Genomic DNA, 25,332 nt, shown 5'->3' on the forward strand with positions numbered 1-25,332 from the left:
CAGTCGACATTGTCGTGCCTGGCATACCGCAATCGCGAGCAGGCTCACTCCTACATTAGATCAGCGGCGTTTGCTGCCACCGAGTAAAGAGCCCATAAGGCCGCGTACCAGTTGTTTGCCCAGATTGTTGGCCGCCTGGCGCATCGCCGACTTCAGCGCCTGCCCTGCCGCCGTACCCAGAAACTCCCCTGCCCTGTCGGCCAGGCTCGGCTCTTCAACTGCTGGCTTACCCTCTGGCACCTCGGCCTCCGGCGCCAGCCCTTTGCGCCCCATCAGAATTTCATACGCCGATTCCCGATCAATCGGCTTGTCGTAGCGCCCCTTGAATGGCGAACCTGCGATCAACACCGTGCGCTCGGTCTCGGTCAACGGCCCGATCCGCGATTGCGGTGGCGCGACCAGCACGCGCTGGACCATTTCCGGCGTGCCTTTCTCGGTCAGCGTGCCGACCAAGGCCTCGCCAATGCCCAGTTCAGTCAGCACCGACAAACTGTCGAACGCCGGATTCGGCCGGAAGCCGTCCGCCACCGCGCGCAGGGATTTCTGCTCTTTGGCGGTGAAAGCGCGCAAGCCATGCTGGATTCGCAGGCCCAGTTGCGCCAGCACGTCATCCGGCAAGTCCGCCGGCGACTGCGTGACGAAATACACGCCAACCCCTTTGGAACGGATCAAGCGCACCACTTGCTCGAGGCGCTCCTGCAAGGCCTTGGGCGTATCGCCGAACAACAAATGCGCCTCATCGAAAAACAGCGCCAGCAGCGGTTTGTCGGCATCGCCGCGCTCCGGCAACTGCTCGAACAGCTCAGCCAGCAGCCACAACAGGAACGTTGCGTAGACCTTCGGCGCCTCGTGCACCAGACGGCTGGCGTCGAGCAAGTGAATGCGCCCACGACCATCGGCGGTCGGTTGCAGAATGTCTTCGAGTTGCAGTGCCGGTTCGCCGAACAAGGCTTCAGCGCCCTGCTGCTCAAGGATCGCCAGACGGCGTAGCAGCGCCTGACTCGAGCCAGTGGTCATCAGCGCCGCGTCTTCGCCCAGCAGTTGCGGGTTTTCCTTGAGATGATTGAGCAGCGCTTTCAGATCTTTCAGATCCAGCAGCAACAGGCCCTCGCGATCGGCAACCTTAAAGGCTGCGTAGAGCGCCGACTGCTGACTGTCGGTCAGCTCCAGCAGGCTGCCGATCAGCAACGGGCCCATTTCGCTCAGCGTGGTGCGCAGCGGATGACCGGACTCACCGTGGATATCCCACAGCGTCACCGGATAAGCCTGCGCCGTGTAATTGAGCCACGGCATCCCGGCGATACGCTCGGCAACCTTGCCCTGCGGGTTGCCGGCGGCACCGAGGCCACACAGATCGCCCTTGATGTCAGCGGCAAATACTGCGACCCCGGCGTCGCTAAACGCCTCGGCCAAACGCTGCAAAGTGACGGTTTTACCGGTACCGGTGGCGCCGGCGACCAGTCCGTGGCGGTTCGCCAGGCGCATGGCCTGAGCAATCTGCTGGCCCGCGAGATCAGCGCCGATTACGAGTTGCGAGGAGTCAGGCATTTTGTCACCCAATGGTTAATCTTTGATTACGCATGGCCGATACAGAAGAGTGAGAGACCCGACCACAAGTCAGGCCGGACATTTCCCTAAGGAGAGACGGAAATATCAGCTTGTTTTCACCCTTGCCCATTTTGCGCGCTTCTATAAAAGCACGCCCTGGACATTAAGACCTTAGCGGAACCCCAAGCCATGAACAAAAATCTGCGCTTCAGCCATAAAATCTTGCTTGCCGCCGCCCTTATCGTCATTGCCGCCTTCGCCTCGTTTACCTTGTACAACGACTGGCTACAGCGCAATGCGATCCGCGATGACCTGAACAACTATCTCAACGAGATGGGCGAAGTCACCGCCGGCAATATCCAGACCTGGCTCAGCGGTCGCATTCTGCTGATCGAGAACGCCGCCCAGAACATTGCCATTAACCCGGAACCGGCCAATGTCGCCAGCCTGCTGGAACAGAAAGCCCTGACGTCGACGTTCATGGCTTCCTACCTCGGCGATGCCACTGGCCACTTCACCATCCGTCCTGATGCGAAGATGCCCGACGGTTTCGATCCACGGGTGCGCCCTTGGTATAAAGGTGCCGAGAGCAGCAGTACCTCGACCCTGACCGAGCCGTACATCGACGCCGCGACTGGCCAACTGATCATTTCCATCGCCACCGCCTCGAAAAAGGCTGGTCAGAGCGTGGGCGTGGTCGGTGGCGACTTGAGCCTGCAATCGCTGGTCGACACCCTCGCCGCCCGCGACTTCGACGGCATGGGTTACGTGTTCCTGGTCAGCGCCGACGGCAAGATCCTCGTGCACCCGGACAAGGCGCTGGTGATGAAATCACTGAAAGAAGCCTATCCGCAGGACACCCCGCGCATCAGCAGCGACTTCAGCGAAGTCACCGTTGACGGCAAGACCCGCATCGTCACCTTCGCGCCGATCAAAGGTCTGCCGTCGGTGAACTGGTACATCGGTCTGTCGGTGGACAAGGATCAGGCTTTCGCCATGCTCAGTCAGTTCCGCACCTCGGCCGTGATCGCCACCGTGATCGCGGTGGCGATCATCATTGCCCTGCTTGGCATGCTGATCCGCCTGCTGATCCAGCCGCTGCACGTGATGACCCGCGCCATGGAAGACATTGCTGATGGCGAAGGCGACCTGACCAAACGCCTGACCATCGTCAATAACGATGAGTTCGGCATCCTCGGAACCGCATTCAACCGTTTCGTCGAGCGCATTCACGGCTCGATCCGCGAAGTGTCTTCGGCGACCGGCCAGGTTAACGAAGTCGCCCTGCGCGTGGTCGCGGCGTCAAACTCGTCGATGTACAACTCCGATCAGCAAGCTTCGCGCACCAGCAGTGTGGCGGCGGCGATCAACCAGCTCGGCGCCGCCGCACAGGAAATCGCCCGCAACGCCGCACAAGCCTCGAATCAGGCCAGCGACGCGCGCGGTCTGGCTGAAGACGGCCAGCAAGTGGTGGATCGCAGCATTAAAGCGATGAATCAGCTGTCGAGCATGCTCAGCGCGTCGAGCAGCAATATCGAGTCGCTGAACAGCAAAACCGTGAACATCGGCCAGATTCTCGAAGTGATCACCAGCATTTCCCAGCAAACCAACCTTCTAGCGCTTAACGCGGCGATTGAAGCCGCGCGTGCCGGTGAGGCCGGTCGTGGTTTTGCTGTGGTGGCCGATGAAGTGCGCAATCTGGCGCATCGCACCCAGGAATCGGCGCAACAGGTGCAGACCATGATCGAGGAGCTGCAGGTCGGCGCCCGTGAATCGGTGAGCACCATGAGCGACAGCCAGCGCCACAGTCAGGACAGCGTGGAAATTGCCAACCTTGCCGGGGAGCGCTTGAACAGCGTGACGCAGCGCATTGGCGAGATCGACGGCATGAACCAGTCGGTGGCCACGGCGACCGAGGAGCAGACCGCTGTGGTTGAGTCGATCAACGTCGATATCACCGAGATCAATACGCTGAACCAGGAAGGTGTGGAGAACTTGCAGGCGACGTTGCGGGCGTGTTCGGATCTGGAGCAGCAGGCTTCGCGTCTGAAGCAGTTGGTTGGCAGTTTCCGCATTTAAGATCAAAAGCCTCCCCCTCACCCCAGCCCTCTCCCCCAAGGGGGCGAGGGGGAAAGGGAGCAGATCTATATGCTTTTCAAAATCTGAGCTCGGCTCAGGAATTGCCAAGTGTAGAGAGGAAAGGAAGCCGATCTTCGTGCTTTTCAGAACCTGAGTTCGACTCAGGTCTCTCAAGTCGGCGTATCTCCAACATCCACCACGGTCAGTCCCCTCTCCCTCTGGGAGAGGGCTAGGGTGAGGGCGCTCTTAAGCCCACCGCGCAATCCCGACCGAACATCTATTCTTGATAAAGGTCAACCAAGGGAGAACCACGCAGCGGAGGGATGATCACCGTGCACATCGCCGACATCACCATGTTCTACGCCCCGGCCAGCGGTGGCGTGCGCACTTATCTGGATGCCAAACACCGCAGGCTGGGCGTCAAACCCGGCATTCGCCACAGCCTGTTGATTCCAGGTGCGCATTTCGGCGAACACGACGGTATTTACACGGTTCCCGCCCCCGCCCTGCCCTTCGGCAAGGGTTATCGCTTCCCTGTACGCCTCGCGCCTTGGCGAAATGTCCTGCAGGATTTGCAGCCTGATCTGATCGAAGTCGGTGATCCTTACCTGACCGCATGGGCCGCGCTGGATGCCCGGCGGCAGCTCGATGTGCCGGTGATCGGCTTCTATCACTCGGATCTGCCGCTGCTGATCAGCAATCGCATGGGCCATTGGGTCACGCCGAATATCGAGGCATACGTCACCAAGCTTTACGGCAACTTCGATCGGGTCCTGGCACCTAGCCAGGTCATGGCTGACAAGCTCAGCGGGCTCGGTGTACGCAATGTTTTCGTGCAACCGTTGGGCGTCGATCTGCAGACCTTTCACCCCAGTGTCCGCGACCCGCAACTGCGCGCAGAACTGGGCATCGCCGAAGACACCCGGTTGCTGATTTTCGCCGGACGCGGTTCGAAAGAGAAAAACCTGCCGGTGCTGCTCAAATGCATGCAACGCCTTGGCCCGCGTTATCACTTGTTGCTGGTCGGTTCTTCGATGCCGGCGGCAGTGCCGGACAATGTCAGTGTGATCGACGAATTCTGCCCCGCGCCACGCGTCGCGCAGTTGATGGCCAGTGCCGATGCGTTGATCCATGCCGGCGATCAGGAAACCTTTGGCCTGGTGATCCTCGAAGCCATGGCTTGCGGCATTCCCGTGGTGGCGGTGGCTGCCGGGGCGTTCGAAGAGATTGTCACGGAGTCTTGCGGCCTGCTGTGCGCGCCAAACAACCCGCAGGCGATGGCCAATGCCGTGCGCGAACTGTTCAGTCGCGGCTGCGGCAAACTGGGCGCACAGGCCCGCCAGCATGTCGAAACCCACTACGCCTGGGACACGGTGGTCGACAGTTTACTGGGCCACTATCACGCGGTACTTGGGCAAACGCTGCCGCGGGCGGCCAATGGTTGAATCGATGAACAATCCCGCCGTGTTGCTGGTATTGCACGACGTGGCACCGTCGACGTGGACGGATTACCAACCGTTTGTCGAGGCGGTCGACGCATTGGGCAATGTGCCAATGACGTGGCTGGTCGTACCGAACTTCCACCGGCACAACACCCTCGACGCTCACCCGGCATTTTGTCGAATGCTCGACACGCGCGCCGCCCGTGGCGATGAGTTGGCGTTACATGGTTATTTCCACGATGACCAGGAGCCCCGCCCAACGACACCACGAGACTGGTTCATGCGCCGGGTCTACACCCATGAAGGCGAGTTCTATCGTTTGTCCCGCGAAACCGCCCTCGCCCGCCTGCGCGATGGCATCGATGTTTTCCAGCGCCACGGCTGGCCGCTGCACGGTTTCGTCGCCCCGGCGTGGCTGATGAGCGACGGCACCCGCCAGGCCCTGCGTGAATTGCCGTTTAGCTACACCAGCGATCCGCAGCATCTTTATCGGTTGCCGGATTTCACCGCTATCGACGCCCCCGGTCTGGTCTGGAGCGCCCGCAGTGCCTGGCGCCGGGGCCTGTCAAAGTTGGTCTGCGAGCAGCGGGAACAGCGCTGGCGCCAGGCGCCGGTGATTCGGCTAGGCTTGCACCCGGTGGACATGCGCCACCGCTTCTCCCGCGACTACTGGTTGCATACTCTTGAACGACTGCTGAACGAAGGACGCGTACCGATGACCAAAATGAACTGGCTCGCTCAACAGTGCGGTCGACTGGAACGCGTCGCATGAGTCGCGGCATTCTGTTGCTGATCGGCCTGCTTGCGGCGGTGCTGATCCCCGTTGTGCTCGGCGGCGGCGAAACCTGGGCGCGACTGCAGAGTTTCCCGTTGCACTGGCTGCTGATCATGTTCGGCATGATCCTGCTGTGCTGGGGCATCAATACCCTGCGTTTACGGTTGTTGCTCGGCGATCAACGTGATCGCATAACACCCTTGAAGAGCCTTGGCGTGGTCATGGCCGCCGAATTCGCTTATTGCGCAACACCCGGCGGCAGTGGCGGACCGCTGACGATCATGGCCCTGCTGGCCCGTTCGGGTGTGCGGCCGGCGCGGGGCAGCGCGGTGTTTGCCATGGATCAACTGAGTGATTTGCTGTTCTTTCTCTGCGCCCTCAGCGGGATTCTGATTTATGCGCTGTTTCAACACCTCAGCGATCGGCTGGAGTGGCTGCTGACGGTCAGCGCCGTGTCGTTGTTTGGCGGCCTGTTCAGTTGCGTATTGGTCGCGCGCTACCACCGCGCGTTGATTCGACTGAGCGGGCGTCTGTTGGCAAGGGCCAACGTCAAGGTCCGCACCCGGCGTCGCTGGGCGCGCAAGTTGCTGCATTTTCTCGCCGCGTTTACCGATACGTTGAAGTTGCCCTGGCAGACACTGATCAAGGTCTTTGCGCTGACGTGCGTGCATTGGTTGCTACGTTACAGCGTGCTGTATCTGGCGCTGCGCGGGTTGGGCGCCGATTTGCAGTGGGCGTGGAGTTTTCTGGTGCAGATGCTTTCGCTCGGAGCCGGACAATTCAGTCTGCTGCCGGGCGGTGCCGGAGCGGCGGAATTGACGTCGGCAGCGCTGCTGGCGCCGATGGTGGGTAAATCCACCGCAGCGGCGGCGATTCTGATTTGGCGGGTGGTGACGTATTACTTCTATCTCGTGGTCGGTGGCCCGGTGTTTCTGTTGATGTTGGGGCGGCCGCTGTTGAAGAAGCTGATGAACGTCAGACAGGCTTCTTGACGTCGTCCTGCTCCTGCTCTTTGAGTTGTTCCCACAACTCGGCAGCGCCGGGAAACTCGGTACCATCCTCCGGGCTCATGTCCTCGGGATCATATCGACTCAAACAACCCTCGCCCAAAGTTGCCGGTGCTTTGGAAGTGGCTTTGTCCAGTGGATCGGTCATGGCTTTTCCTCAAAGCTGAAATGAACAAGGGTCTGGGCGATTGAACGCCCAGACCCTTGGTTTTTCAAGCCGGTGTGGTTTAGATCAAAACACCACAGTCTTGTTGCCGTGCACCAGCACGCGGTCTTCGAGGTGATAACGCAGGCCACGCGCCAACACCATCTTCTCGACATCACGGCCGAAACGCACCATGTCTTCGATGCTGTCACTGTGGCTGACGCGGACCACGTCCTGCTCGATGATCGGACCGGCGTCCAGCTCTTCGGTAACGTAATGGCAGGTCGCACCGATCAGCTTCACGCCACGCAGCGACGCCTGGTGATATGGCTTGGCGCCAACGAACGACGGCAGGAAGCTGTGGTGAATGTTGATGACCTTGTGCGCGTATTCACGGCACATGTCCGGCGGCAGGATTTGCATGTAGCGCGCCAGCACCACCACTTCAGCGTCGTGCTGTTTGACCAGGCGCGACACTTCATCGAAGGCCGGTTGCTTGTCCTGCGGATTGACCGGAACGTGGTAATAAGGAATGCCGTGCCACTCGACCATGCTGCGCAGGTCATCGTGGTTGGAAATCACGCAGGAGATTTCGCAGTCCAGTTCGTCGCTGTGCCAGCGGTGCAGCAAGTCAGCGAGGCAGTGGGATTCGCGGCTGGCCATCAGCACAACACGCTTTTTCTGCTCGGTGTCGGTGATGCGCCAGTCCATCGAAAACTCTTCGGCGATCGGCGCAAACTTCTCGCGCAGCACTTCAATACCGAAAGGCAGCGAATCGGCACGAATTTCGTGACGCATGAAGAACCAGCCCACTTGATTGTCCGAGTGGTGGCTCGCTTCGGTGATCCAGCCGTTGTGGGCTGCCAGAAAATTACTGACTTTGGCAACAATGCCAACGCGGTCCGGGCAAGAAATCACCAGGCGGAAAGTGCGCATGAGGGGGAAACTCCAGAACTTCGCAAAGGCCGCCATTCTAGCGGCTGCGGGGGAAAACTGCAGTATTGATCAGCATCGGTGCGCGCCAGGCCCGACACTCCGGTTTTTCGCTGGCGTCACCATCAAGCTGAGGGCCACCGTTTGACATCGCTTGATCAGGCAACTGTGAATATCTGTGATGACTGGATCACACTATTTAACTGAATATTCAATAGAACGCAGTTTCTCGTAACTAATTTAAATAAAAACTCCGGTTAAATGTTTACTTGATGAAACAGCCTGACTATTATTGCGGCACTGTCCCCCTGCCATCCCGCACTCTACTAAGGTAGTAATCATGTCCTTGATCAACGAATATCGCGCCACCGAAGAAGCTATCAAAGAGCTGCAAGCCCGTTTGAAGAACCTGTCCCAAGACGACAAACTGCAAACCGAGCTGGAATTCGAAGGCAAACTGCGCACCCTGATGGGCGAATACTCCAAGTCCCTGCGTGACATCATCGCGCTGCTGGACCCAGAGTCAAAAACCAAAGCACCACGCGGCGGCGCAGTAAAAACTACCGGCACCAAGCGTGCTCGCAAAGTTAAACAATACAAAAACCCGCACAACGGCGAAGTCATCGAAACCAAAGGTGGCAACCACAAAACTCTGAAAGAGTGGAAAGCCAAGTGGGGCGGTGACGTGGTTGAAGGCTGGGCTACCCTGCTGGGCTAAGCCGCAACGCCTTCGCAGAGCGATCCGCGAAAAAACAAACGCCAGCGAATGCTGGCGTTTTTTTATGCCCGGCATTTACGCCCGGTCATGTTCGATTTCAAAGATTCAAACGTTTGCGCAATGCCTGGACATAATTCTGCCATTCATTGAGCACCTCACTCTGCATTGGCGTGGCATTAATCGACCATTGCTCGGCCGCCTCGGTAAAAGATTTCAAGGTATTCGGTGCGCCGCACTCAGGCGTGGACAAACGCTGCTGACAAAATATTCTCCAGCGCTCTTGCTCTTCGAAATTCAACGTCTCGGGAAAGTTACGTGCGCGATATCGAAAGAGTAATTCTGGCAAACGTTCGTCATCGAAAGGCCATTGCTCTTGCGCTAGTTGTGCCGGGTCAGCGCTCCTCACTTGCTCACATAGGCGCCGGTCGCGGTCGCCGATAAATCCGTCGTACAACTGTTGTTCCGGATCCTCGCTCGGCGTGAAATCTTCACTGACATAAATCTCTGCAACTTTATCTTTCCAACTTTGTTGTGCGTCAGTTAGCCGCAGTGCTCGCTGTTGATACAGCGCCATGTCCAGCCCCAGCCGTTGCTGATCTTGCGCGCGCAAAACCGCAAGCGGCGCCACCACCGGGCAACGGTTGATGTGAATCAGTTTGAGCGGCACCGGTAACTCGCCTTCCAGTAAATCATCGCGACGCCTGTACAACCGCTGACGCAGGGTCTGCGCGTCCAGATCGAGCAACCCCTGCGGGTCGAGGTGCAGATCGCAGACGATCAAGGCGTTACGGTTTTTAGGATGCCAGGCTAATGGCAGCACCACACCGACATAACTGCGCGCGGCCGAGAAACGCCCGGAAATATGCACCAGTGGCTGCAGCAGACGAATCTGATCCATGACCTTTTGCTTGCTGCGCAACTGGAACAGCCAGTCATACAGCTTCGGCTGTTTTTCGCGGATCAACCGCGCCAGTGCGATGGTGGCGCGCACGTCTGACAAGGCTTCGTGGGCGTGACCATGATCGATATTGTTCGCCGCTGTGAGGCGTTCGAGCTTGAGCGTCACCCGGCCTTCGTCATCGGTCGGCCAGACCAGGCCGTCAGGACGCAACGCATAGGCGGCGCGTACCACATCGATCAGATCCCAACGGCTGTTGCCGCCCTGCCACTCCCGGGCGTACGGGTCGAAAAAATTGCGATACAGGCTGTAACGGGTCATCTCGTCGTCGAAACGCAGCGTGTTGTAACCGGCGCCGCAGGTGCCGGGAGCCGCCAGTTGAGCGTGCACCCGCGTCATGAAGTCCGCTTCGCTCAAACCCTTTTCGGCGAGCTGGCTCGGGGTGATGCCGGTGATCGCGCACGCCGCCGGATGCGGCAGGATGTCTTCGCTGGGCTGGCAGTAGAGATTGACCGGCTCGTCGATTTCATTGAGCGCATGGTCGGTGCGAATCCCGGCCACCTGCAACGGGCGGTCGTTACGCGGATTGATGCCAGTGGTTTCGTAGTCGTACCAGAAGATTGAAGTCACGGGCGGTTCCTGAACTGAAGATCGGCAAAGTCTAGGCGCTCGACCGCGCTCGCGGCCAGCCTCGCGTCATTCAAACACTTCGCGCTTTACGATGTGCAATACATAGTTATGTCGTTTTCCCCCGAGAGGCTGCTAGCATCGGCCTCACTTGCACCCCGAACAGGCGAACATCAGGTAGCCCATGCTCGAGCCCACAGCACCGCCAAGGAAAGCACCGCTGGATACGCGGCATCAGGTCGAAACGCCGGAAGGTATCGACCTGCCGTTGCGTCCCGCCGGGTTGATGGTGCGGGCCGTGGCCTTCGCGATCGATCTGGCCATACGCGGCGTGATCATGGGCGTGCTGTTCATCGCCCTGGCGTTTCTCGGCAAGCTCGGCATGGGTCTTGGTTCGCTGCTGCTGTTTGCGATCAGCTGGTGGTACATGGTGCTGTTCGAAGTGCTGCGTCAGGGCCGCTCGCCGGGTAAACAGTGGATGGGGCTGCGCGTGGTACACGACGACGGCACACCGATTGGCTGGTCGGCCTCACTGCTGCGCAATCTGCTGCGTTTTGTCGATCTGCTGCCCTTCGGCTACTTCCTCGGCACCCTCAGTTGCCTGCACCACCCGGCCTTCAAACGCCTCGGTGACATGGCTGCCGGTACGCTGGTGATCTATAGCGAACGTCCGCTGATGCGTCCGCAACTGCCTAATGCCGAACCTCGCCGCTCACCTGTTGCCCTGACACTCGCCGAACAACGCGCCGTGCTGGGTTTTGCCGAGCGCCAAGGTGATTTATCGCCAGCGCGGGTCAATGAACTGGCGGCGCTGCTCGCCCAGCCGCTGCATATTTCTGCGCCAAAGGCTGTCGCTGAACTCAATGGCATCGCTCGCGGTTTGTTGGGCCCGACATGAAGCAAAGCCTTTTCGAAAGTCGCCACAAGGCCGAATGGGAGCGTTTTGCGCTGGCCCTCGAACGCCTCGAACGTGGCAAGGACACCTCGCAAGTCGGCGGTTTCCCCAAGGCCTATCGACGGCTTTGCCAACATCTGGCGCTGGCTCAGGAGCGTGGTTACAGCAGTTTCCTCATTGATTCGCTGCAGCAACAAGTACTGCGCGGACATCAACAGCTGTACCGTCATCGCAGCCGACTCGGCGGCAATCTGCTGAGTTTCATCCTCGCCGACTTCCCCAGACTGGTGCGTGCCGAGTGGCCTTTTGTGCTGGTCGCCAGCCTGCTGTTCTTTGGCAGCCTGATCGGCGTCGGCATGCTGGTGTATGTGTTTCCCGAACTGGTCTACAACCTGATCCCCGCCGATCAAGTGCGTGAGATGCAAGGCATGTACGACCCGGTTGCCGGCCACCTCGGGCGCCCCGCCGAACGTGCAGCCAGCGAAGACTGGGTGATGTTCGGTTACTACGTGATGCACAACATCGGCATCGCCTTTCAGACCTTTGCCAGCGGTTTGCTGATGGGCGTGGGCAGTGCGTTTTTTCTGTTCTACAACGGCATGGTCATCGGCGCGGTCGCCGGGCATCTGAGCGAAATCGGTTTTGGCCAGACCTTCTGGTCATTCGTCATCGCCCACGGCGCCTTTGAACTCACCGCCATCGCCCTCGCCGGCGCGGCCGGTCTGCAACTCGGCTGGGCGTTGATCGCGCCCGGACGGCTGACCCGCAGCGAAGCGCTGCAACGGGCGGCGCGCAAAAGTGTGCTGCTGGTGTGCGGCGTGATGATGTTCCTGCTGATTGCTGCGTTTATCGAAGCCTATTGGTCATCGAAAACCAGCGTCACGCCGCTGACCAAATATCTGGTCGGCGCCGGGCTGTGGGCATTGGTCGCGCTCTATCTGTTGTTCGCCGGAAGGACCCGCCATGCGCCTGAGTGACGCCACCGTGGTGATCCGTCCGCGCACGACCTGGGAAGCCATGGACCTGGGTGTGCTGATGAGCCAGCAACATCGGCGTCTGCTGATGACCAGTTGGGCGATTGTCACCCTGCCGCTGTTCGCTTTGCTCAGCCTGCTGCTGTGGGATTCGCCGTCGCTGGCGGTGTTTATCTTCTGGTGGCTGAAACCGGCGTATGAGCGCCTGCCGCTGTACATCCTGTCGAAAGCGCTGTTTGGCGAAACGCCGACACTTAAACAAGCCTTGTGCGAATGGCCGCGCCTGCTCAAACCGCAACTGCTGGCCAGCCTGACCTGGCGCCGCTTGAGTTTGAGTCGCAGCTTTCTGCTGCCGGTAGTGCAACTCGAAGGCCTCGATGGCAATGCCCGACAGCAACGCCTGCAAGTGCTGCTGCAACGCAACGCCGGTGCCGCGCAGTGGCTGACCATTATCGGCGTGCATCTGGAGACTGCGCTGTGGATCGGCCTGATGGTGTTGTTCTACATGCTATTGCCGCAGCAGATCGAAACGGATTGGGACTGGCAATCACTGATCTTCGCAGCGGATCACGACTGGCGCTGGCTCGAACACCTGACCAATGTTTTCTACGCGCTGGTGCTGGTGGTGTGGGAGCCGATCTACGTCGCCTGCGGCTTCAGCCTTTATCTGAACCGACGCACACAGTTGGAAGCATGGGATATCGAGTTGGTGTTCCGCCGCTTGCGTCATCGTCTCAACAACGGTGTTTTGGGGGTGCTGCTGGCGGTCTTTCTGCTGCTGCCGAATGTGCCTTCGGCGTGGGCAGCCGAGCCGGATGACAGTCCCCAGGCGCCGCGACTGTTGAATCAGCCACTCACCAGTCAGGCATCCCGTGACAGCATCCAGGCGCTGCTTGAGCAACCGCCGTTCAAGAACAAGGAATCCGTCACCCGCTACCGGTTTGGCGACGACCCGGCGAAACCTGCCGAAGCGCAAACACCGGGTGAAGCGCCGCAGTGGCTGAAAACCCTGCTGGGCTGGCTCGACGGGCAACACTTGAATGGACTGGCGAAGATTATTGAAGTGCTGTTGTGGGGCACGGTCATTGCTGCGCTCGGCTGGCTGATCTGGCGTTATCGCGAGTTTCTGCAAGCCTTCGTCAGCCGCAGACCGAGGCTGCCTGCCAAACCGAAACGCGCGTTGCCGCAACAAGCCTTCGGTCTGGATTTGAACCGCGACACCTTGCCTGATGACATCGCCGCCCATGCCGAACAACTCTGGCAAAGCCAACCCCGTGCAGCGCTGGGCCTGCTCTATCGAGGGCTGCTCAGCCATCTGCTCCACGACTTCGACCTGACCCTGAAACCCGCCGACACCGAACTCCAGGTGCTGGCGCACGTTGAACAATTGCAGCGCGCCGAACTGCTCGCCTTCAGCCGCAACCTGACCAATCACTGGCAGAACATGGCCTACGGGCATCGCGTACCACCGGCGTCCATGCAGCAGGAATTGTGCGATGGCTGGCGCGCCTTGTTCGGCCCCGGAGCCGCCCGTTGAGTCGCCGGACATTGTGCTGGGTCGCTGCGTTGATCGCCCTGTTGCTGGGCGCGCTGAGCGTTTTCCTCTACCTCAAGGCCAAGCCTTATCAGGAAGAAGTCGATCACGGCCCCTCGCCCGCCGCGCAAGCCAATCCCTATCTGGCGGCCGAAATGTTCTTGCGCGAACGCGGCCTCAACGTCAACCATGCCGAAAGCCTCGCGGTGCTCCCCGATATCGATCCGCGCCGCCATACGCTTCTGCTGTTCAACGACCGCTCTCGCATGACTCCGCGTCAGGTCGAGCAAGTGTTGAACTGGACGCGCGCCGGCGGGCGTCTGGTATTCGTCGCCGAATCGCTGTGGGATGAGCAGACCAAACAAAGCAACGACCTGTTGCTCGACCGGGTGCAACTGCATCAATCCCTGAGCAAGGATCTGAAAGATTTACCCGCAGACGTTGAGCCAGACCGTTTCCCGCAACTGACCAAACTTTATCTGGAGGACGAAGACGCACCGGCCTACGCCGGTTTCGACACCGACTTCCACCTCGACGACCCGAAGAATCTTGCGCAAGCCTGGGCTAACAGTGCCAAGGCCACGCACATGATGCAGCTGCCCTACAGCCTTGGCACGATCACCGTGGTCACCGACGCCGAGTTGTGGAAGAACAAGACCATCAGCCAATACGACAACGCCTGGCTGCTCTGGTACCTGAGCGCCGACACCGACGTTGCGTTGATCTACAACACCGAGCACGACGGTCTGCTGACCTTGCTCTGGCGTTACTTCCCGCAAGCCATCGTCGCCCTGCTCGCCTTGATCGGCCTGTGGCTCTGGCACGTCGGTGTGCGCGACGGCCCACTGCAATTGCCCGCTCAGAGTGGACGTCGGCAATTGCAGGAGCACCTGCGCGCCAGTGCCGATTTCCTGTTGCGCCACAACGGCCAGCAAGCGCTGCTGCAAGCACTGCAACAGGATGTGCTGCGCCGCGCCCGTCGCCGGCATCCTGGCTTTGATCAATTGAACGTTGCCGAACAATGGCTGGCGTTGTCGCGCCTGACCCGGCAACCCACCCGCGCTATCAGCCAGGCCCTGAGCCCGGTGCCGAACCGGCGCATATCCAGCGCCGATTTCTGCCGCCAGGTCGCCCACCTGCAAACCCTGAGGAACACGCTATGACTGAACATATCGAGCCCGGCAGCGCCAGCCACGCCGCCCAGCAACGCCAGCGTGCCAGCCAGTTGGCGCAAGCGGTGCGCGGCGAATTGCAGAAAGCCCTGATCGGCCAGAATCAGGTGATCGACGACGTGCTGACAGCGCTTATCGCCGGCGGCCACGTGCTGCTCGAAGGCGTGCCGGGGCTGGGCAAAACCCTGCTGGTGCGTGCCTTGGCCCGTTGCTTCGGTGGCGAGTTTGCGCGGATTCAGTTCACCCCGGACCTGATGCCCAGCGATGTCACCGGCCACGCCGTGTACGACCTGCAAACCGAGCAGTTCAAGCTGCGCAAAGGTCCGTTGTTCACCAACCTGTTGCTGGCCGACGAGATCAACCGCGCGCCGGCGAAAACCCAGGCAGCCTTGCTCGAAGCGATGCAGGAGCGTCAGGTCACGCTCGAAGGTCGCGCCCTGCCGATCGCGCAACCGTTCATGGTTCTGGCGACGCAAAACCCGATTGAGCAGGAAGGCACCTATCCCCTGCCGGAAGCCGAGCTCGACCGTTTTATGCTCAAGGTGCGCATGGATTATCCCGACGCCGATCAGGAGTTGAACATGGTGCGTCAGGTCTGCCGCTCTACCCGCGCCGATATGCTCGATGTGCAACCGCTGCGCACCGTGTTGCAAGCCAAGGATGTGCAAGCCTTGCAACGCATCGCCAGTGATTTGCCGCTGGACGACCAAGTCCTCGACTACGCCGTGCGCCTGGCGCGCAGCACGCGCACCTGGCCGGGGCTGACCCTCGGCGCCGGGCCGCGCGCCTCGATTGCGTTGGTGCGTTGTGCCCGTGCCCGCGCTTTGCTGCGTGGTGGTGAGTTCGTGATTCCCGACGACGTCAAAGGCTGCGCGCTGGCGGTGCTGCGTCATCGCGTGCGCATTGCCCCGGAGCTGGATATCGAAGGCCTGCAGGTCGATCAAGTGCTCCAGCAACTGCTTGAGCAGATTCCGGCGCCGCGTCTGTGAAATTCGGGATGAGCCAAAAAGATCGCAGCCTTCGGCAGCTCCTACACGGAGTGAAGGCATGAAACCGTCGAAACTGCTGTTGATCTGGCTGGCCTTGTTGCTGGCCATCGGCATTGTGCTGGGCACGTTGCGCACACTGGAAATCGACCTCCCGGCCAGTCTGATATCGATCAACTGGGGTTTACTGCTGGCGTTGCTGGCCTTGGCGGTGCTGGATGCGCTGCGCCTGCAACGTCTGCCAACACCGCGCGTCACACGACAGATGCCCGGCAGTCTGGCACTCGGCCGTTGGGGTGAAGTGCGTCTGGAAGTCGAACATGACTTCAGCGAGCCGATGCACATTCAACTGTTCGACCATCCGCCAGAAGGCCTGAGCTTCGAAAACCTGCCACTGTCGATTGAATTGCAACCCGGCCAGCGCAGCCTGCTCGGCTACCGTCTGCGCCCGCTCAAACGCGGTCATTTCAACTTCAGCCACTGCGAAATCAACCTGCCCAGCCCTTTGGGGTTATGGTCAGGCAAACGCCTGCTCAATGTCAGCGACCAGACCCGCGTCTACCCCGATTTCGCCCGTCTCTACGGCGGTGAGTTGCTAGCCGTGGACAACTGGCTCAGCCAGCTCGGCGTGCGCCAGCGGCAACGTCGCGGTCAGGGTCTGGAGTTTCACCAACTGCGCGAATTCCGCGAAGGCGACAGCCTGCGCCAGATCGACTGGAAAGCCACCGCCCGTCAACGCACGCCGATTGCCCGCGAATATCAGGACGAGCGCGACCAGCAGATTATCTTCCTGCTCGACTGCGGCCGACGCATGCGCAGCCAGGATGATGAACTGTCGCACTTCGACCACGCGCTCAATGCCTGCCTGTTGCTCAGTTATGTCGCGTTGCGCCAGGGCGATGCGGTGGGCCTGAGTACCTTCGCCAGCGAACACCCGCGCCATCTCGCCCCGGTCAAAGGCAGCGGCCAACTGAACGTGCTGCTGAACACGGTTTATGACCTCGACAGCACGCAGCGCCCTGCCGATTATCAGGCCGCCGCCAATCAACTGCTGACGCGGCAGAAGCGCCGGGCCTTGGTGGTGCTGGTGACCAACCTGCGCGATGAGGATGATGAGGAACTGCTGAGCGCGGTCAAACGCCTGAGCGCACAACATCGGGTGCTGGTCGCCAGTCTGCGCGAAGAGACGCTGGATACGTTACGCCAGTCAGCGGTGCAAACCCTGCCCGAGGCGTTGGCTTACTGCGGCACGCTGAGTTACCTGAATGAACGGGCAGAACTCCATGAGCGGTTGAGTGCTCATGGCGTCCCGGTAGTGGATGTCCGGCCTAAAGATTTGGGGGCCGAACTGGTGACGCAGTATCTCAGTTGGAAACGCAGTGCGGCGCTCTGATCATCTCTCGATCCGGACGAGCACAGACCCGCTGCTCGAGGTCCCGTCAGGATTCTCGACTTTGACGTCAAGGGAAACGGTTTCCGACAGGTCCATCACCCTCCAGGAGATTTTGTATTTACCATCGCCATTTGTACTGGACTCAATAAATGGCCTCCCGTTAATGGCGACAAGAATTTTCCTTTTCGGCATCGGCTCTCCAGAAGCCTTGTCTACGATCAACGCAGTCATGTCTACCCAGTCGTTCACGAAAGCCGGATTCGGCGAGGCGACAACGGACTTCACAACCGCCGGACGTTCAGTGACATTCAACCGCAGCGTTTCCACATCCCAGCCAGCCAAGCCGCCCTTTACCGACGCCCACAATGCTGCCTCACCTGCAGTGCCCAAGACAAAGCGCACCGTTGCCATGCCATCGGTACCCGTCAGTGTTGCCGGTAAAGATGTGTTGCCGTACTCCCACATCACTTCGACATTAGCCAAAGGCTCGCCGGTATTGGCTGAAACCACCAAAGCCTGCGCTGAAATCTCTTGCCCCGGATAACCGGTCAAATCATCGCTGAACAGTTCCTTGATCTGTCGAGGCTCATGCAGGAAATACGGTAACGAAATCGATTCCGAATACTGCGAATCCCCCACTGTCGCCGTCAGCTGTGCCGCTCCCGGTGTTGTAGGTACAAAGCGGATCCACGCCTCGCCATAGAAGTTGGTGGTCGTTCTCACCTCGCCCAGATCCAGACTTCTCCAGACAACCGTCATTCCCGCCATCGGCCTGCCACTGATAACCGAAACAATGGTGATTCGTTCGAACACAGCCTGGCCCCAGAACAGCGCTTGACTGACCCGCGAACGCTCGGCGATTTTCACCACTTGCGCGCCTTCACCCACCGACATTGCATTGACAGGTGACCATCGAGCCAGGTCTTCGCAGGCCAGAAACAAACCGAAACTGCCATTACGCTTGTCATCGACCGAGAATGAATCGGTGAATCCCGCGTAGCTGCTGAAGACCCTTGGCAAACCGAGTACTGGCTGAGTAAAACGAATGCCCAGTGCCTCAGGTCCGGTGCCGGCCATGCCCAGCGTTAACTTTCGACCGGACAAGAAGGTGTCTTCCGGGGCAGTTATATCGATTCTATGGGTCAGTTTGCGACGCGCAAAACCGGTGTCCTGGCCGATAGGCTGTGCCGGGCCGAAATCCATACTGAACAGCAAGCGATCCCAAGGGTCGCTGGCCAGCGAACAGACCTCCATCGAACGTGTATCTGTAGCATTGTCATACGGACTGGTGACCGACACTTCAACCGTTGCCGATCCGCCTGTGGTTGCCCCATACGCAAAGCCTGCCCAGCCATCGTCAGCAGTCACATGCTCTTCAGAGTGACCATCAACCTTCCACTGCGTTGGCACTTGAACCATGGCATCTTCCGAGAAATCCGAACGTACCTTCGCCCACATCCATGCCGGGTCCTGATCCACGATCGGGAAAACGGCAGACTCACGCACGGTTTCAATGCTGAGTTTGTTGTGGCCCAAGTGCATTCTGGTGACATCCGTCGAGCCAGCCCCCACCGTCAAGAATTTCAGACCGAACGCCCCGCCCCCCTGACTATCGGAACAATCCAGTGTCCAGGTCATGCCACTTTCATCAATAACAGTGTGGCTATGTGGAGGCGGGTCGAGAACGATGTCCATCTCTGACGCTGGAGTTCCGGACCATTGCAAATCCATGGCAAGCCCCACCAGGGCACTCAGTGCTTTGGTTCTGAAAATATATCGGTGTACGGCACCCAGGCAGGGATACAGCAACTGACCTCGGTCGGTGCTCATCTGATCCAGTTCCAGAGTGAATTCATCGTAAATGTCCGGTGAAACCAAGCGGCCGAGCAACTCTCGATCTTCCAGTGAATCGGTCAACAACCGCAGTCCGAACATGCTGCTGCGGCTCTTGGCGAATTCAGAACTCAGAGTCCAGATCAGCGGTTCATCTGGCCGCAATACCCTGGGCTCGCCAAGTTCACTCACCACCAGCCCGATTTCTGGTTCGTCGATGCCCCATACCAGCGTTATTTCCTGGCCGATAAGAGGACTGCCGGCGAGGGCAGTGACCACCAGGGAATGGGTGAGACCTCGTTTGCAGGCAACCCCTAGATTCTGGTCGATCAGACCACGATCAAATGTGATGTTGACCTTGTCCTTCCATGAACTCCTGGCAATCGCTGTCACGCTGAATTCGCACTCATGCGGCTCAGCAGATTCATGCGCTCGGACCGCTGCGGTGATCCCATGAGTACCGGGTTCTCTGGTGTAAAACTTCAGGCTCCCCCAACCACCGCTTCCCGTTTGGCTCTGCACGACGCTGTCGGCCATTTGCCAATCGACCAGCGCACCGATGACCGGTTCGCCGTCGCCCTGATCAGTAACATGCACCACCTGCAAACGCAGGTACGCACTTTCGTATTCCTCGACCACCGGACTATTCGCGGCCTGGCGTACCTCTTTGATTTTGATCCTGTTGCGCGCCAGCGACATGCGCTTCCTGGGCGACGGCAACAACAGCTTCGAGCAGACCAGTGACAACTCGAATATCCCATCGCGGCGGTCTTCGCAGTTCAGCGTCCAGGATGCAGTGCCCTCTCCATCGATCGGCATGGGTACCGATGTTTCCAGTGGCGGACTGACTACGACACCCAATTGCCCAGGCTTGTCACCGTGCCAATGCAGATAGAAGTCCCTGCCTCGCAGACGACTGTTGGCCGCCAGCATTACATCAATGAAATGGGTAGAACCCCGATTCGGATAACTGTTATCAATCCAGTCCCTGATCTCGGTGTTTTCACAGACAGTCAACTGTGCCCACGGATCCTCCCCCAGTACTAGCACGTCGAACGTCTGAGTCCACACACCCTGCTCGTAATAAAGGCTGACCACAGACGCTTCGATAACGAAGTCCCCTGCTGCCTTCGCCGCATAATCGAAGTAGGCCCAACCTTGTTCATCAGTAACGGCAGCCGCCAACACCCCGTGCTCGACGGTCGCCCAGTTCACCGTAAGCCCGGCAAATGGCTGGCCGGTGTAATACGACGCCACTTGCACACCCAAACGGACACTTTGCTCAATCAACGGGTAGTAAGCAGCCTCGACCACCTCACGAAAAATCAGTCGATGATGCCCCAGCGATACGGGGATCTCGTAGGCCTGCGAGGTGTAACGGTTGCGCAAGCTCAGGGTGAATTCGTAGTCCTGATCATCGATCAACGGGCAATCGAGCGTCCATGGCGCGTCCAGCGCTTGCTGGGTGTCCCACACAGGCGTCGCGACAATCGCGCCCTGCGGATTATTGTCGATGCTCAATGCAACCGGGGTGCCGTGCCAAGGGTTATCCGGCACAGGTACAAAACCGAGCACGTGCGGCGTGATCAATGCGTCGCTGCCAAAAGCTCCGCCCGTGCTGGCGCCCTGACACAGGTACATTTTACGCAAGGGCTGGAACGACAGGCCGTCCAGCTCAATTTCCTGCAATTCAAGTGGCGCGAGTTTCAACTCGATTGTGACGCCTGTAACCCAGAGTTCGCCAAATGGACTCGAAGAGTCTGTCGAGCTGAATATTTCGATGCGCAGCAACTTTAAGCTTGAGATGTCCGATGTCAGTTCCACTTCATGCAGGGTCGGACTGAATCGCCTCTCTGGCCCTGATCCGAAACCCTCGCGCTGTTGTGCCTGATCAGGTTTACCGGCGGGTTTGAGTTCGATGCGGTGATGCTCGATGTCTCCCTGAGAAATCCTCACATAGCCTGATTGGCTGAAACTGCTTTCCCAGAGAAAACTCAACCAATAAACACCATTGCCATCGGGATCTCTGGGAAGTGTGACGTCTTGAGTGACACCCGCGCCCTTCGGCGCTTTGATGTGCTTGATAGGCGTGTTGTTGTAATACGCCGTGCCTATAGCAACCGTCCCCGTCCTTGCCCAATATTCGAACCTTCCTTCGAAATCACCGTTGCATACCAGGTTTTCATTCATCTGAACGACAGGATCACTCATGACTGCGCACTCCCTTGCCCCTTGCCGGCCAAGCCCCCTTTCGCTGCTTTGACCAACTCCTTCACCGAATCGGTAAACAATTGATCTCCGCTCTTGCACGTATAGCGAATGCGCAAGATGCAATCGTTCATCGAGCGCAGCATGGCCTCCTGCGATGGCTCTTCATGCCATGGCCAATGTAGATCCCAATCGGACACCGCACCGGTATTTTCAAATGGATAGAGCATACCTTCATCTGGCTTCGCCGCCGCCATGCCGTTGTCGGCAATACCCACCGACAGGGCGATCTGCTGGCCCGGACGTAAGTTGAACAGCACATCGGGAGGGGCCATCTCCCCAGGATCAAGATTGTGCAAGTACTTCACTGACTGCACCGAAGGCCGGCTCGCCGTCATGCTGCCGACCTGTAGCAAGATCGCGTGAACATCCCCGAAAGGTTCCGTCATTATTGGCAAATCGACTTCTACCGAACTGATCTGCCGGCAGTAATGCCCCGGATAATCCCGATCGAACAGCAATTGCGTCAGTCTGAACTTCAGCGAGCCGGTGGTCCGCAGTTGCGCCAGCGCAGCCTCCCAGGTAGCGATGCCGACCTGAGGGTCTGTTGCATCGTTGAACAGGCGACGCAAGGAGATGGTCTTCACCAGTTCCAGTCGCCGCTCGGTGCGCTGCAGGTATTCATGCTCCATATGCAGCAGATGCGCGCGCAAATGCTCGCCAGCAGTAAAACCGTGGCGCTTATCCAGCCACACTTGAGACAACGGAATATGTGAATCGTAATCGCCGGTTTCGGCGCTCATCGCCACTTGCGCGCTGTTGCACAGACTGACCACCGCGTCATAAGCCTGATAGTGCAAAGCCTTGAGCTGGCCCAGCATCCAGCCGAACAATTCGGCATTGGTCGCACGCTTTTTCAGATAGTTGTACATCGTCAACGCCTGAGCGTTAGCTCGCAGCGTTTGCGCGAGGTTGGTTCTGGCCGCATCAATTGCATGGTTCTGCGCGACGATCTGTGCATCGATGGCCGCGATTTCTGCCAGCGCCTGATCGCGTTGCAGCCCCCATTCATTGCGGCGACGGCGATAGCCTTCGGTGGTGGCCTGCTTGTCTGCATCGATTTGCAGCATCGACGAAGCTATTTCCAGGCCGAAGCAGATGGCATCCGTAACTTTGTCGACCCGAAAACCACCGTTCGCCATACCGAAAATATTAGGCGCAGCCGCCACCGCCGCGCCGACCGGTTTGAGGATTTTGGCAGTCAGCGCCAGCTCTTTGGACTGGTCCAGGTTTTCCATGACCTTATATTCGACGTTCGACACGTTGTCGTCATAGCGGGCTGCGAAAGCATCAGTCCGTTCCTGCGCCACTGTCCGGCTCTGCTCAAGCGCCGTCCTGCTCGCTTCCAACTGAGCGATGGATTGCTCCTGCACGGTTCTGGCGTAGCTGCCCAACTCCACCAGATGGTTTTGCTGCAGCTCTTCCTGCTCGGCTCGATCGCGCCGCTCAAGCAGGTTGAGCACTTGGCTGCCGTAATCCTGCAAGGTCTGCACGGCGCGCAAGGCAACTTCGAAGATCACGCGCCAGCGAAATGCAATCACCACCAGCCGTCCCCCCATCGGTCTGGCGCCACCGACGCCACCTGCTGCCAGAGCTTGCAGCAATAGCTTCGGGTCAGTCGGAGGGTTAAACAACGGCAGGAGCATGGGCTTGCCATCAATGGTCAGGTTGTTGCGCAAGTTGTTCATGCGGTACTGCGGCGCGTTGAACCAGGCGAGCAAATCATCATTGATGGGGGTCCTGAACGGCGGACACCCCAACACCCCCAGCATGGGAGACGTATCGGAGCCGGCTGAAACATCGTCCAGGCTGTAATTCAATGTCCGCTCGAAAGTTTCCAGTGCCGTACGCGTGCAACTTTGGGTCAGAAGGTCGCCCAGTGTCGCGGTCTGCCACAAGTTTACCGTTTGAGTCAGAGGTGGTTTGCCCATCAATGACCCCGCTTGCATATAGCACTGCTTTGCCGCCGCCAGGCTTTCGCGGGTCAGTCGGCGGTAATGCCAGTCCCCCCAGGCCATGAGGTTCTTCACGTACTCGATGAACATCAGCAGCCTCAAATGCACAGGCGCTGAATATCCAATCGCATCCGGGTCGGTGGGCGCCACAGCTTCACAGCCGGCATTGCCCAGATCGTTGATCAACGGTCGGCAGCGCCAGTAATTCGGTTTTTCGGGTACCGAGCTGCTGTCGGCAGTAGCCCGGGGATCGAAGATGAAATGCAACCATTTCTGCGCATCGGCATACCGCTCTTCATCACTCAACCGTTTCGCGATCAGATGCGGTAAATGGAAAAACAGCTCCCAGAAAAACAGCCCGTTGGCACTGTCGAAAGCGCCATTACGCTCCTCGAAAACAACACCGGTGGGCGGTGGCTCGGGCTGATGCTGGGATTCCCAACTAAGCAGAGTCGCTGGAGAGACAGTCGAGCTTGTGACCAAATGGGGACCGAACAGCGAATTAAGCCGAACGTAGCGCAACGCCCAGTCATCGCCCAGTTGAAAGTCGAGGAACTGGGCGGCATCCGTGGTGTTTTTCAGCAGCTTTGGCGGGAGGAAATCAGAGAGATTGACAATCTTCAGGTCAAACTGTTTGCCACCAAAACCTTCTTCTTCACTCTTCAGGGTGAACTTGACGTTGTCCCAAGTACCTTTGGGTCGAGTGAAGCTATCCAAAAATTTAATTGCCCAACCGCCGGCTGTAGACACCTCAAGCGTCACCGGCTTGGGGTCGTCACCGGCGAAATTCTCCAACTGCAAGGTAAAGTTTGTATTGTTCTCTGACAAACCTGTGGGCCGGCAAAAACCTTCCACCGTCAGCACATCGTTGTCACCCACTCGCAAGGCGAAGACGGTCAGCCCCAGAAAAGCTGCCATGGAGCCTGAGGGTGACTCACTTGGAACCACAGTAACCTCAAGACCCAAGGGGTGCTGAACCGTCAAGGCAGAAACAAATCGTTCTTCCTTGGCCAGCTCCAGCCAGGTACCACTGTCCTCGGCAACGGGGTTCATCAGCACATCGATGATCGCAGTCTTTTTCAAGGCACCTGTGCCGGTTTTATCATTGTCCAGCAATACCCCGAGCTTGCCTTTGGGATTCTGAGAGTCGACCCATACGGTTGCAATCAAGCGGGCACCTGCAGAGAGATCCTCATCAAACTCGCTATGGCATAAATTCAAAGGCGCCGACCACTGGCCGCTCTGCCTCATGAAGGCCACATAGATATCCAGCTGATGCGGTACGAACCGGGATCTGTCATCTTCCGAAGAATTCGGAGGATCGGCTTTGATGATCTCGCCGACCTTGTCCCGCCACTCCGCCCAGACCATACACAGCCGGCGATTCCAACGCACCGCCCGCATGTCCAGCAACCGCCCGGCAGGTTGAATATCCACCACTTTCCACTCACTCCACGCGGCCGGGTTGACGGCGAGACAAGTGGGCGTGATCTCGATTTGCGCCTTGCGCCAGAAGTGCTGGTACGGCGGCATTCGCTGGCATCCGACAAAATAATAATCAGCGCGCTCAGGGGTCGTGCCATCCATGTAGACGCTGCGCAAATCCATATCGAGGATCTGCTCCAAGGCTTGCAAATAATATTGCAGCGCCGCCTGAACCGAATCGGTGCTCAGACTGGTATGGTTGAGATTGTTTTCAAGGGTCTTGAACAGATCCGTCTTGCGCTGACGCACAAACGGAGTGATGTAATTTTCCGGGTAGTGCACGATCATCTGCCGCGCAGCCCAATCCGAGTAGTTGTTATCCAGCGCCCAGTTTTCCAGGTGATCAGCGGGAAACTCGAGGTTTTCGTAACCGGGCTCCATATTGTTGAGCGCCGCATTGATGTACCACTGCGCACAACTGATCGCTTCGGCCACCCCCGACGTCTGCACCCGAGCACTGTCCAGCAGGTCGATGCGCAGCAATTCGGACACGTCGTCCGCGGTCTGCAAACGCGGGTAACGCTCCGCCCTTACTTGCCCGATGCAAAAATCAAGCAACGCGGTACGAAGTTTTTCCTGTAACAGACCAATGTTGTTCGAGGTCATGATCCTTGCTCCGTGGAAGAGGTTCCCACGTCACCGCCGGAAGGCGGTGACGCTTGTTC

At 58.8% G+C, this 25,332-nt stretch carries 17 protein-coding genes and 1 pseudogene; 12 read left to right on the forward strand and 6 right to left on the reverse strand.

Annotation, left to right across the window (positions count from 1 at the left end):
- Positions 1 to 60: 60 nt before the first annotated feature.
- Positions 61 to 1,548 carry a helicase HerA-like domain-containing protein gene (locus AC5SEM_RS19255; protein WP_495471045.1) on the reverse strand — a complete coding sequence of 496 codons (1,488 nt, stop codon included), beginning with the start codon at positions 1,546 to 1,548 and terminating at the stop codon, positions 61 to 63.
- A 189-nt stretch (positions 1,549 to 1,737) separates the two neighbouring features.
- Here AC5SEM_RS19255 and AC5SEM_RS19260 point away from each other — a divergent pair.
- The 5 genes and pseudogenes from AC5SEM_RS19260 to gpgF form a co-directional block, all read left to right on the forward strand.
- Positions 1,738 to 2,769: pseudogene (locus tag AC5SEM_RS19260) on the forward strand (HAMP domain-containing protein); the annotation flags it as partial.
- A 93-nt stretch (positions 2,770 to 2,862) separates the two neighbouring features.
- Positions 2,863 to 3,627, forward strand: coding sequence for a methyl-accepting chemotaxis protein (locus AC5SEM_RS19265; protein ID WP_371043227.1), 765 nt, complete (start codon positions 2,863 to 2,865; stop codon positions 3,625 to 3,627).
- Between the two features lie 323 nt (positions 3,628 to 3,950).
- On the forward strand, positions 3,951 to 5,072 hold the full coding sequence (gpgS, locus tag AC5SEM_RS19270; protein WP_495471046.1) for an N-acetylglucosaminyl phosphatidylglycerol synthase: 1,122 nt from the start codon (positions 3,951 to 3,953) through the stop codon (positions 5,070 to 5,072).
- A complete protein-coding gene (gpgD, locus tag AC5SEM_RS19275; protein WP_495471047.1) occupies positions 5,065 to 5,841 on the forward strand; it encodes an N-acetylglucosaminyl phosphatidylglycerol deacetylase in 777 nt (258 codons plus the stop codon). The genes gpgS and gpgD overlap by 8 nt, the downstream gene beginning before the upstream one ends.
- Positions 5,838 to 6,836 (forward strand): glucosaminyl phosphatidylglycerol flippase, encoded by a 999-nt coding sequence (gpgF, locus tag AC5SEM_RS19280; RefSeq protein ID WP_495471048.1) that lies wholly within the window; start codon positions 5,838 to 5,840, stop codon positions 6,834 to 6,836. Before gpgD ends, gpgF begins: the two co-directional genes overlap by 4 nt.
- Here gpgF and AC5SEM_RS19285 read toward each other — a convergent pair.
- Together AC5SEM_RS19285 and purU are read right to left on the reverse strand one after the other, a co-directional pair.
- Positions 6,820 to 6,999: a hypothetical protein gene (locus AC5SEM_RS19285; protein WP_137219578.1), complete on the reverse strand. Its 180-nt coding sequence runs from the start codon at positions 6,997 to 6,999 to the stop codon at positions 6,820 to 6,822. The two genes, gpgF and AC5SEM_RS19285, sit on opposite strands and share 17 nt — an antisense overlap.
- A gap of 84 nt (positions 7,000 to 7,083) precedes the next feature.
- Positions 7,084 to 7,932, reverse strand: coding sequence for a formyltetrahydrofolate deformylase (gene purU, locus AC5SEM_RS19290; RefSeq protein WP_007912774.1), 849 nt, complete (start codon positions 7,930 to 7,932; stop codon positions 7,084 to 7,086).
- A gap of 337 nt (positions 7,933 to 8,269) precedes the next feature.
- On the opposite strand from purU, the gene mvaT reads away from it, so the two are divergent.
- Positions 8,270 to 8,647, forward strand: a complete 378-nt coding sequence (mvaT, locus tag AC5SEM_RS19295; protein WP_007933316.1) for a histone-like nucleoid-structuring protein MvaT — start codon at positions 8,270 to 8,272, stop codon at positions 8,645 to 8,647.
- Positions 8,648 to 8,744: 97 nt separating this feature from the next.
- Here the strand turns inward: mvaT and sbcB are convergent, their stop codons facing one another.
- Complete coding sequence (gene sbcB / locus AC5SEM_RS19300) at positions 8,745 to 10,175, reverse strand: exodeoxyribonuclease I (protein ID WP_495471049.1); 1,431 nt, start codon at positions 10,173 to 10,175, stop codon at positions 8,745 to 8,747.
- A 181-nt stretch (positions 10,176 to 10,356) separates the two neighbouring features.
- Between sbcB and AC5SEM_RS19305 the strand changes: the two genes are divergently transcribed.
- Genes AC5SEM_RS19305 through AC5SEM_RS19330 form a run of 6 tightly spaced genes read left to right on the forward strand, consistent with a single transcriptional unit; the run spans position 10,357 to position 17,126 of the window.
- Positions 10,357 to 11,070 (forward strand): RDD family protein, encoded by a 714-nt coding sequence (locus AC5SEM_RS19305; protein WP_495471050.1) that lies wholly within the window; start codon positions 10,357 to 10,359, stop codon positions 11,068 to 11,070.
- Positions 11,067 to 12,044 (forward strand): stage II sporulation protein M, encoded by a 978-nt coding sequence (locus AC5SEM_RS19310; protein ID WP_495471051.1) that lies wholly within the window; start codon positions 11,067 to 11,069, stop codon positions 12,042 to 12,044. Before AC5SEM_RS19305 ends, AC5SEM_RS19310 begins: the two co-directional genes overlap by 4 nt.
- Complete coding sequence (locus AC5SEM_RS19315) at positions 12,031 to 13,578, forward strand: DUF4129 domain-containing protein (RefSeq protein ID WP_495471052.1); 1,548 nt, start codon at positions 12,031 to 12,033, stop codon at positions 13,576 to 13,578. The genes AC5SEM_RS19310 and AC5SEM_RS19315 overlap by 14 nt, the downstream gene beginning before the upstream one ends.
- Positions 13,575 to 14,738, forward strand: a complete 1,164-nt coding sequence (locus AC5SEM_RS19320) for a DUF4350 domain-containing protein (RefSeq protein ID WP_495471053.1) — start codon at positions 13,575 to 13,577, stop codon at positions 14,736 to 14,738. The genes AC5SEM_RS19315 and AC5SEM_RS19320 overlap by 4 nt, the downstream gene beginning before the upstream one ends.
- Positions 14,735 to 15,736: an AAA family ATPase gene (locus AC5SEM_RS19325; protein WP_137219571.1), complete on the forward strand. Its 1,002-nt coding sequence runs from the start codon at positions 14,735 to 14,737 to the stop codon at positions 15,734 to 15,736. The genes AC5SEM_RS19320 and AC5SEM_RS19325 overlap by 4 nt, the downstream gene beginning before the upstream one ends.
- Positions 15,737 to 15,794: 58 nt before the next feature.
- Positions 15,795 to 17,126 carry a DUF58 domain-containing protein gene (locus AC5SEM_RS19330; protein ID WP_495471054.1) on the forward strand — a complete coding sequence of 444 codons (1,332 nt, stop codon included), beginning with the start codon at positions 15,795 to 15,797 and terminating at the stop codon, positions 17,124 to 17,126.
- Here AC5SEM_RS19330 and AC5SEM_RS19335 read toward each other — a convergent pair whose 3' ends face one another.
- Both AC5SEM_RS19335 and AC5SEM_RS19340 read right to left on the reverse strand, forming a co-directional pair.
- The gene (locus AC5SEM_RS19335) at positions 17,127 to 21,170 is read right to left on the reverse strand and encodes an Ig-like domain-containing protein (protein ID WP_495471055.1); all 4,044 of its coding nucleotides are present in this window, start codon (positions 21,168 to 21,170) and stop codon (positions 17,127 to 17,129) included. It abuts the gene before it with no gap.
- Positions 21,167 to 25,273, reverse strand: coding sequence for a Tc toxin subunit A-related protein (locus AC5SEM_RS19340; RefSeq protein ID WP_495471056.1), 4,107 nt, complete (start codon positions 25,271 to 25,273; stop codon positions 21,167 to 21,169). Before AC5SEM_RS19340 ends, AC5SEM_RS19335 begins: the two co-directional genes overlap by 4 nt.
- Positions 25,274 to 25,332: the final 59 nt, after the last annotated feature.

This window comes from Pseudomonas sp. CH61 (genome assembly GCF_059429415.1).

Bases quoted from the DNA above. Each gene is read 5' to 3' on its own strand.
- AC5SEM_RS19255 (WP_495471045.1), bottom strand. From the start codon at position 1,548: ATGCCTGACTCCTCGCAACTCGTAATCGGCGCTGATCTCGCGGGCCAG.
- AC5SEM_RS19265 (WP_371043227.1), top strand. From the start codon at position 2,863: ATGTACAACTCCGATCAGCAAGCTTCGCGCACCAGCAGTGTGGCGGCG.
- gpgS (WP_495471046.1), top strand. From the start codon at position 3,951: ATGATCACCGTGCACATCGCCGACATCACCATGTTCTACGCCCCGGCC.
- gpgD (WP_495471047.1), top strand. From the start codon at position 5,065: ATGGTTGAATCGATGAACAATCCCGCCGTGTTGCTGGTATTGCACGAC.
- gpgF (WP_495471048.1), top strand. From the start codon at position 5,838: ATGAGTCGCGGCATTCTGTTGCTGATCGGCCTGCTTGCGGCGGTGCTG.
- AC5SEM_RS19285 (WP_137219578.1), bottom strand. From the start codon at position 6,999: ATGACCGATCCACTGGACAAAGCCACTTCCAAAGCACCGGCAACTTTG.
- purU (WP_007912774.1), bottom strand. From the start codon at position 7,932: ATGCGCACTTTCCGCCTGGTGATTTCTTGCCCGGACCGCGTTGGCATT.
- mvaT (WP_007933316.1), top strand. From the start codon at position 8,270: ATGTCCTTGATCAACGAATATCGCGCCACCGAAGAAGCTATCAAAGAG.
- AC5SEM_RS19305 (WP_495471050.1), top strand. From the start codon at position 10,357: ATGCTCGAGCCCACAGCACCGCCAAGGAAAGCACCGCTGGATACGCGG.
- AC5SEM_RS19310 (WP_495471051.1), top strand. From the start codon at position 11,067: ATGAAGCAAAGCCTTTTCGAAAGTCGCCACAAGGCCGAATGGGAGCGT.
- AC5SEM_RS19315 (WP_495471052.1), top strand. From the start codon at position 12,031: ATGCGCCTGAGTGACGCCACCGTGGTGATCCGTCCGCGCACGACCTGG.
- AC5SEM_RS19325 (WP_137219571.1), top strand. From the start codon at position 14,735: ATGACTGAACATATCGAGCCCGGCAGCGCCAGCCACGCCGCCCAGCAA.
- AC5SEM_RS19330 (WP_495471054.1), top strand. From the start codon at position 15,795: ATGAAACCGTCGAAACTGCTGTTGATCTGGCTGGCCTTGTTGCTGGCC.
- AC5SEM_RS19335 (WP_495471055.1), bottom strand. From the start codon at position 21,170: ATGAGTGATCCTGTCGTTCAGATGAATGAAAACCTGGTATGCAACGGT.
- AC5SEM_RS19340 (WP_495471056.1), bottom strand. From the start codon at position 25,273: ATGACCTCGAACAACATTGGTCTGTTACAGGAAAAACTTCGTACCGCG.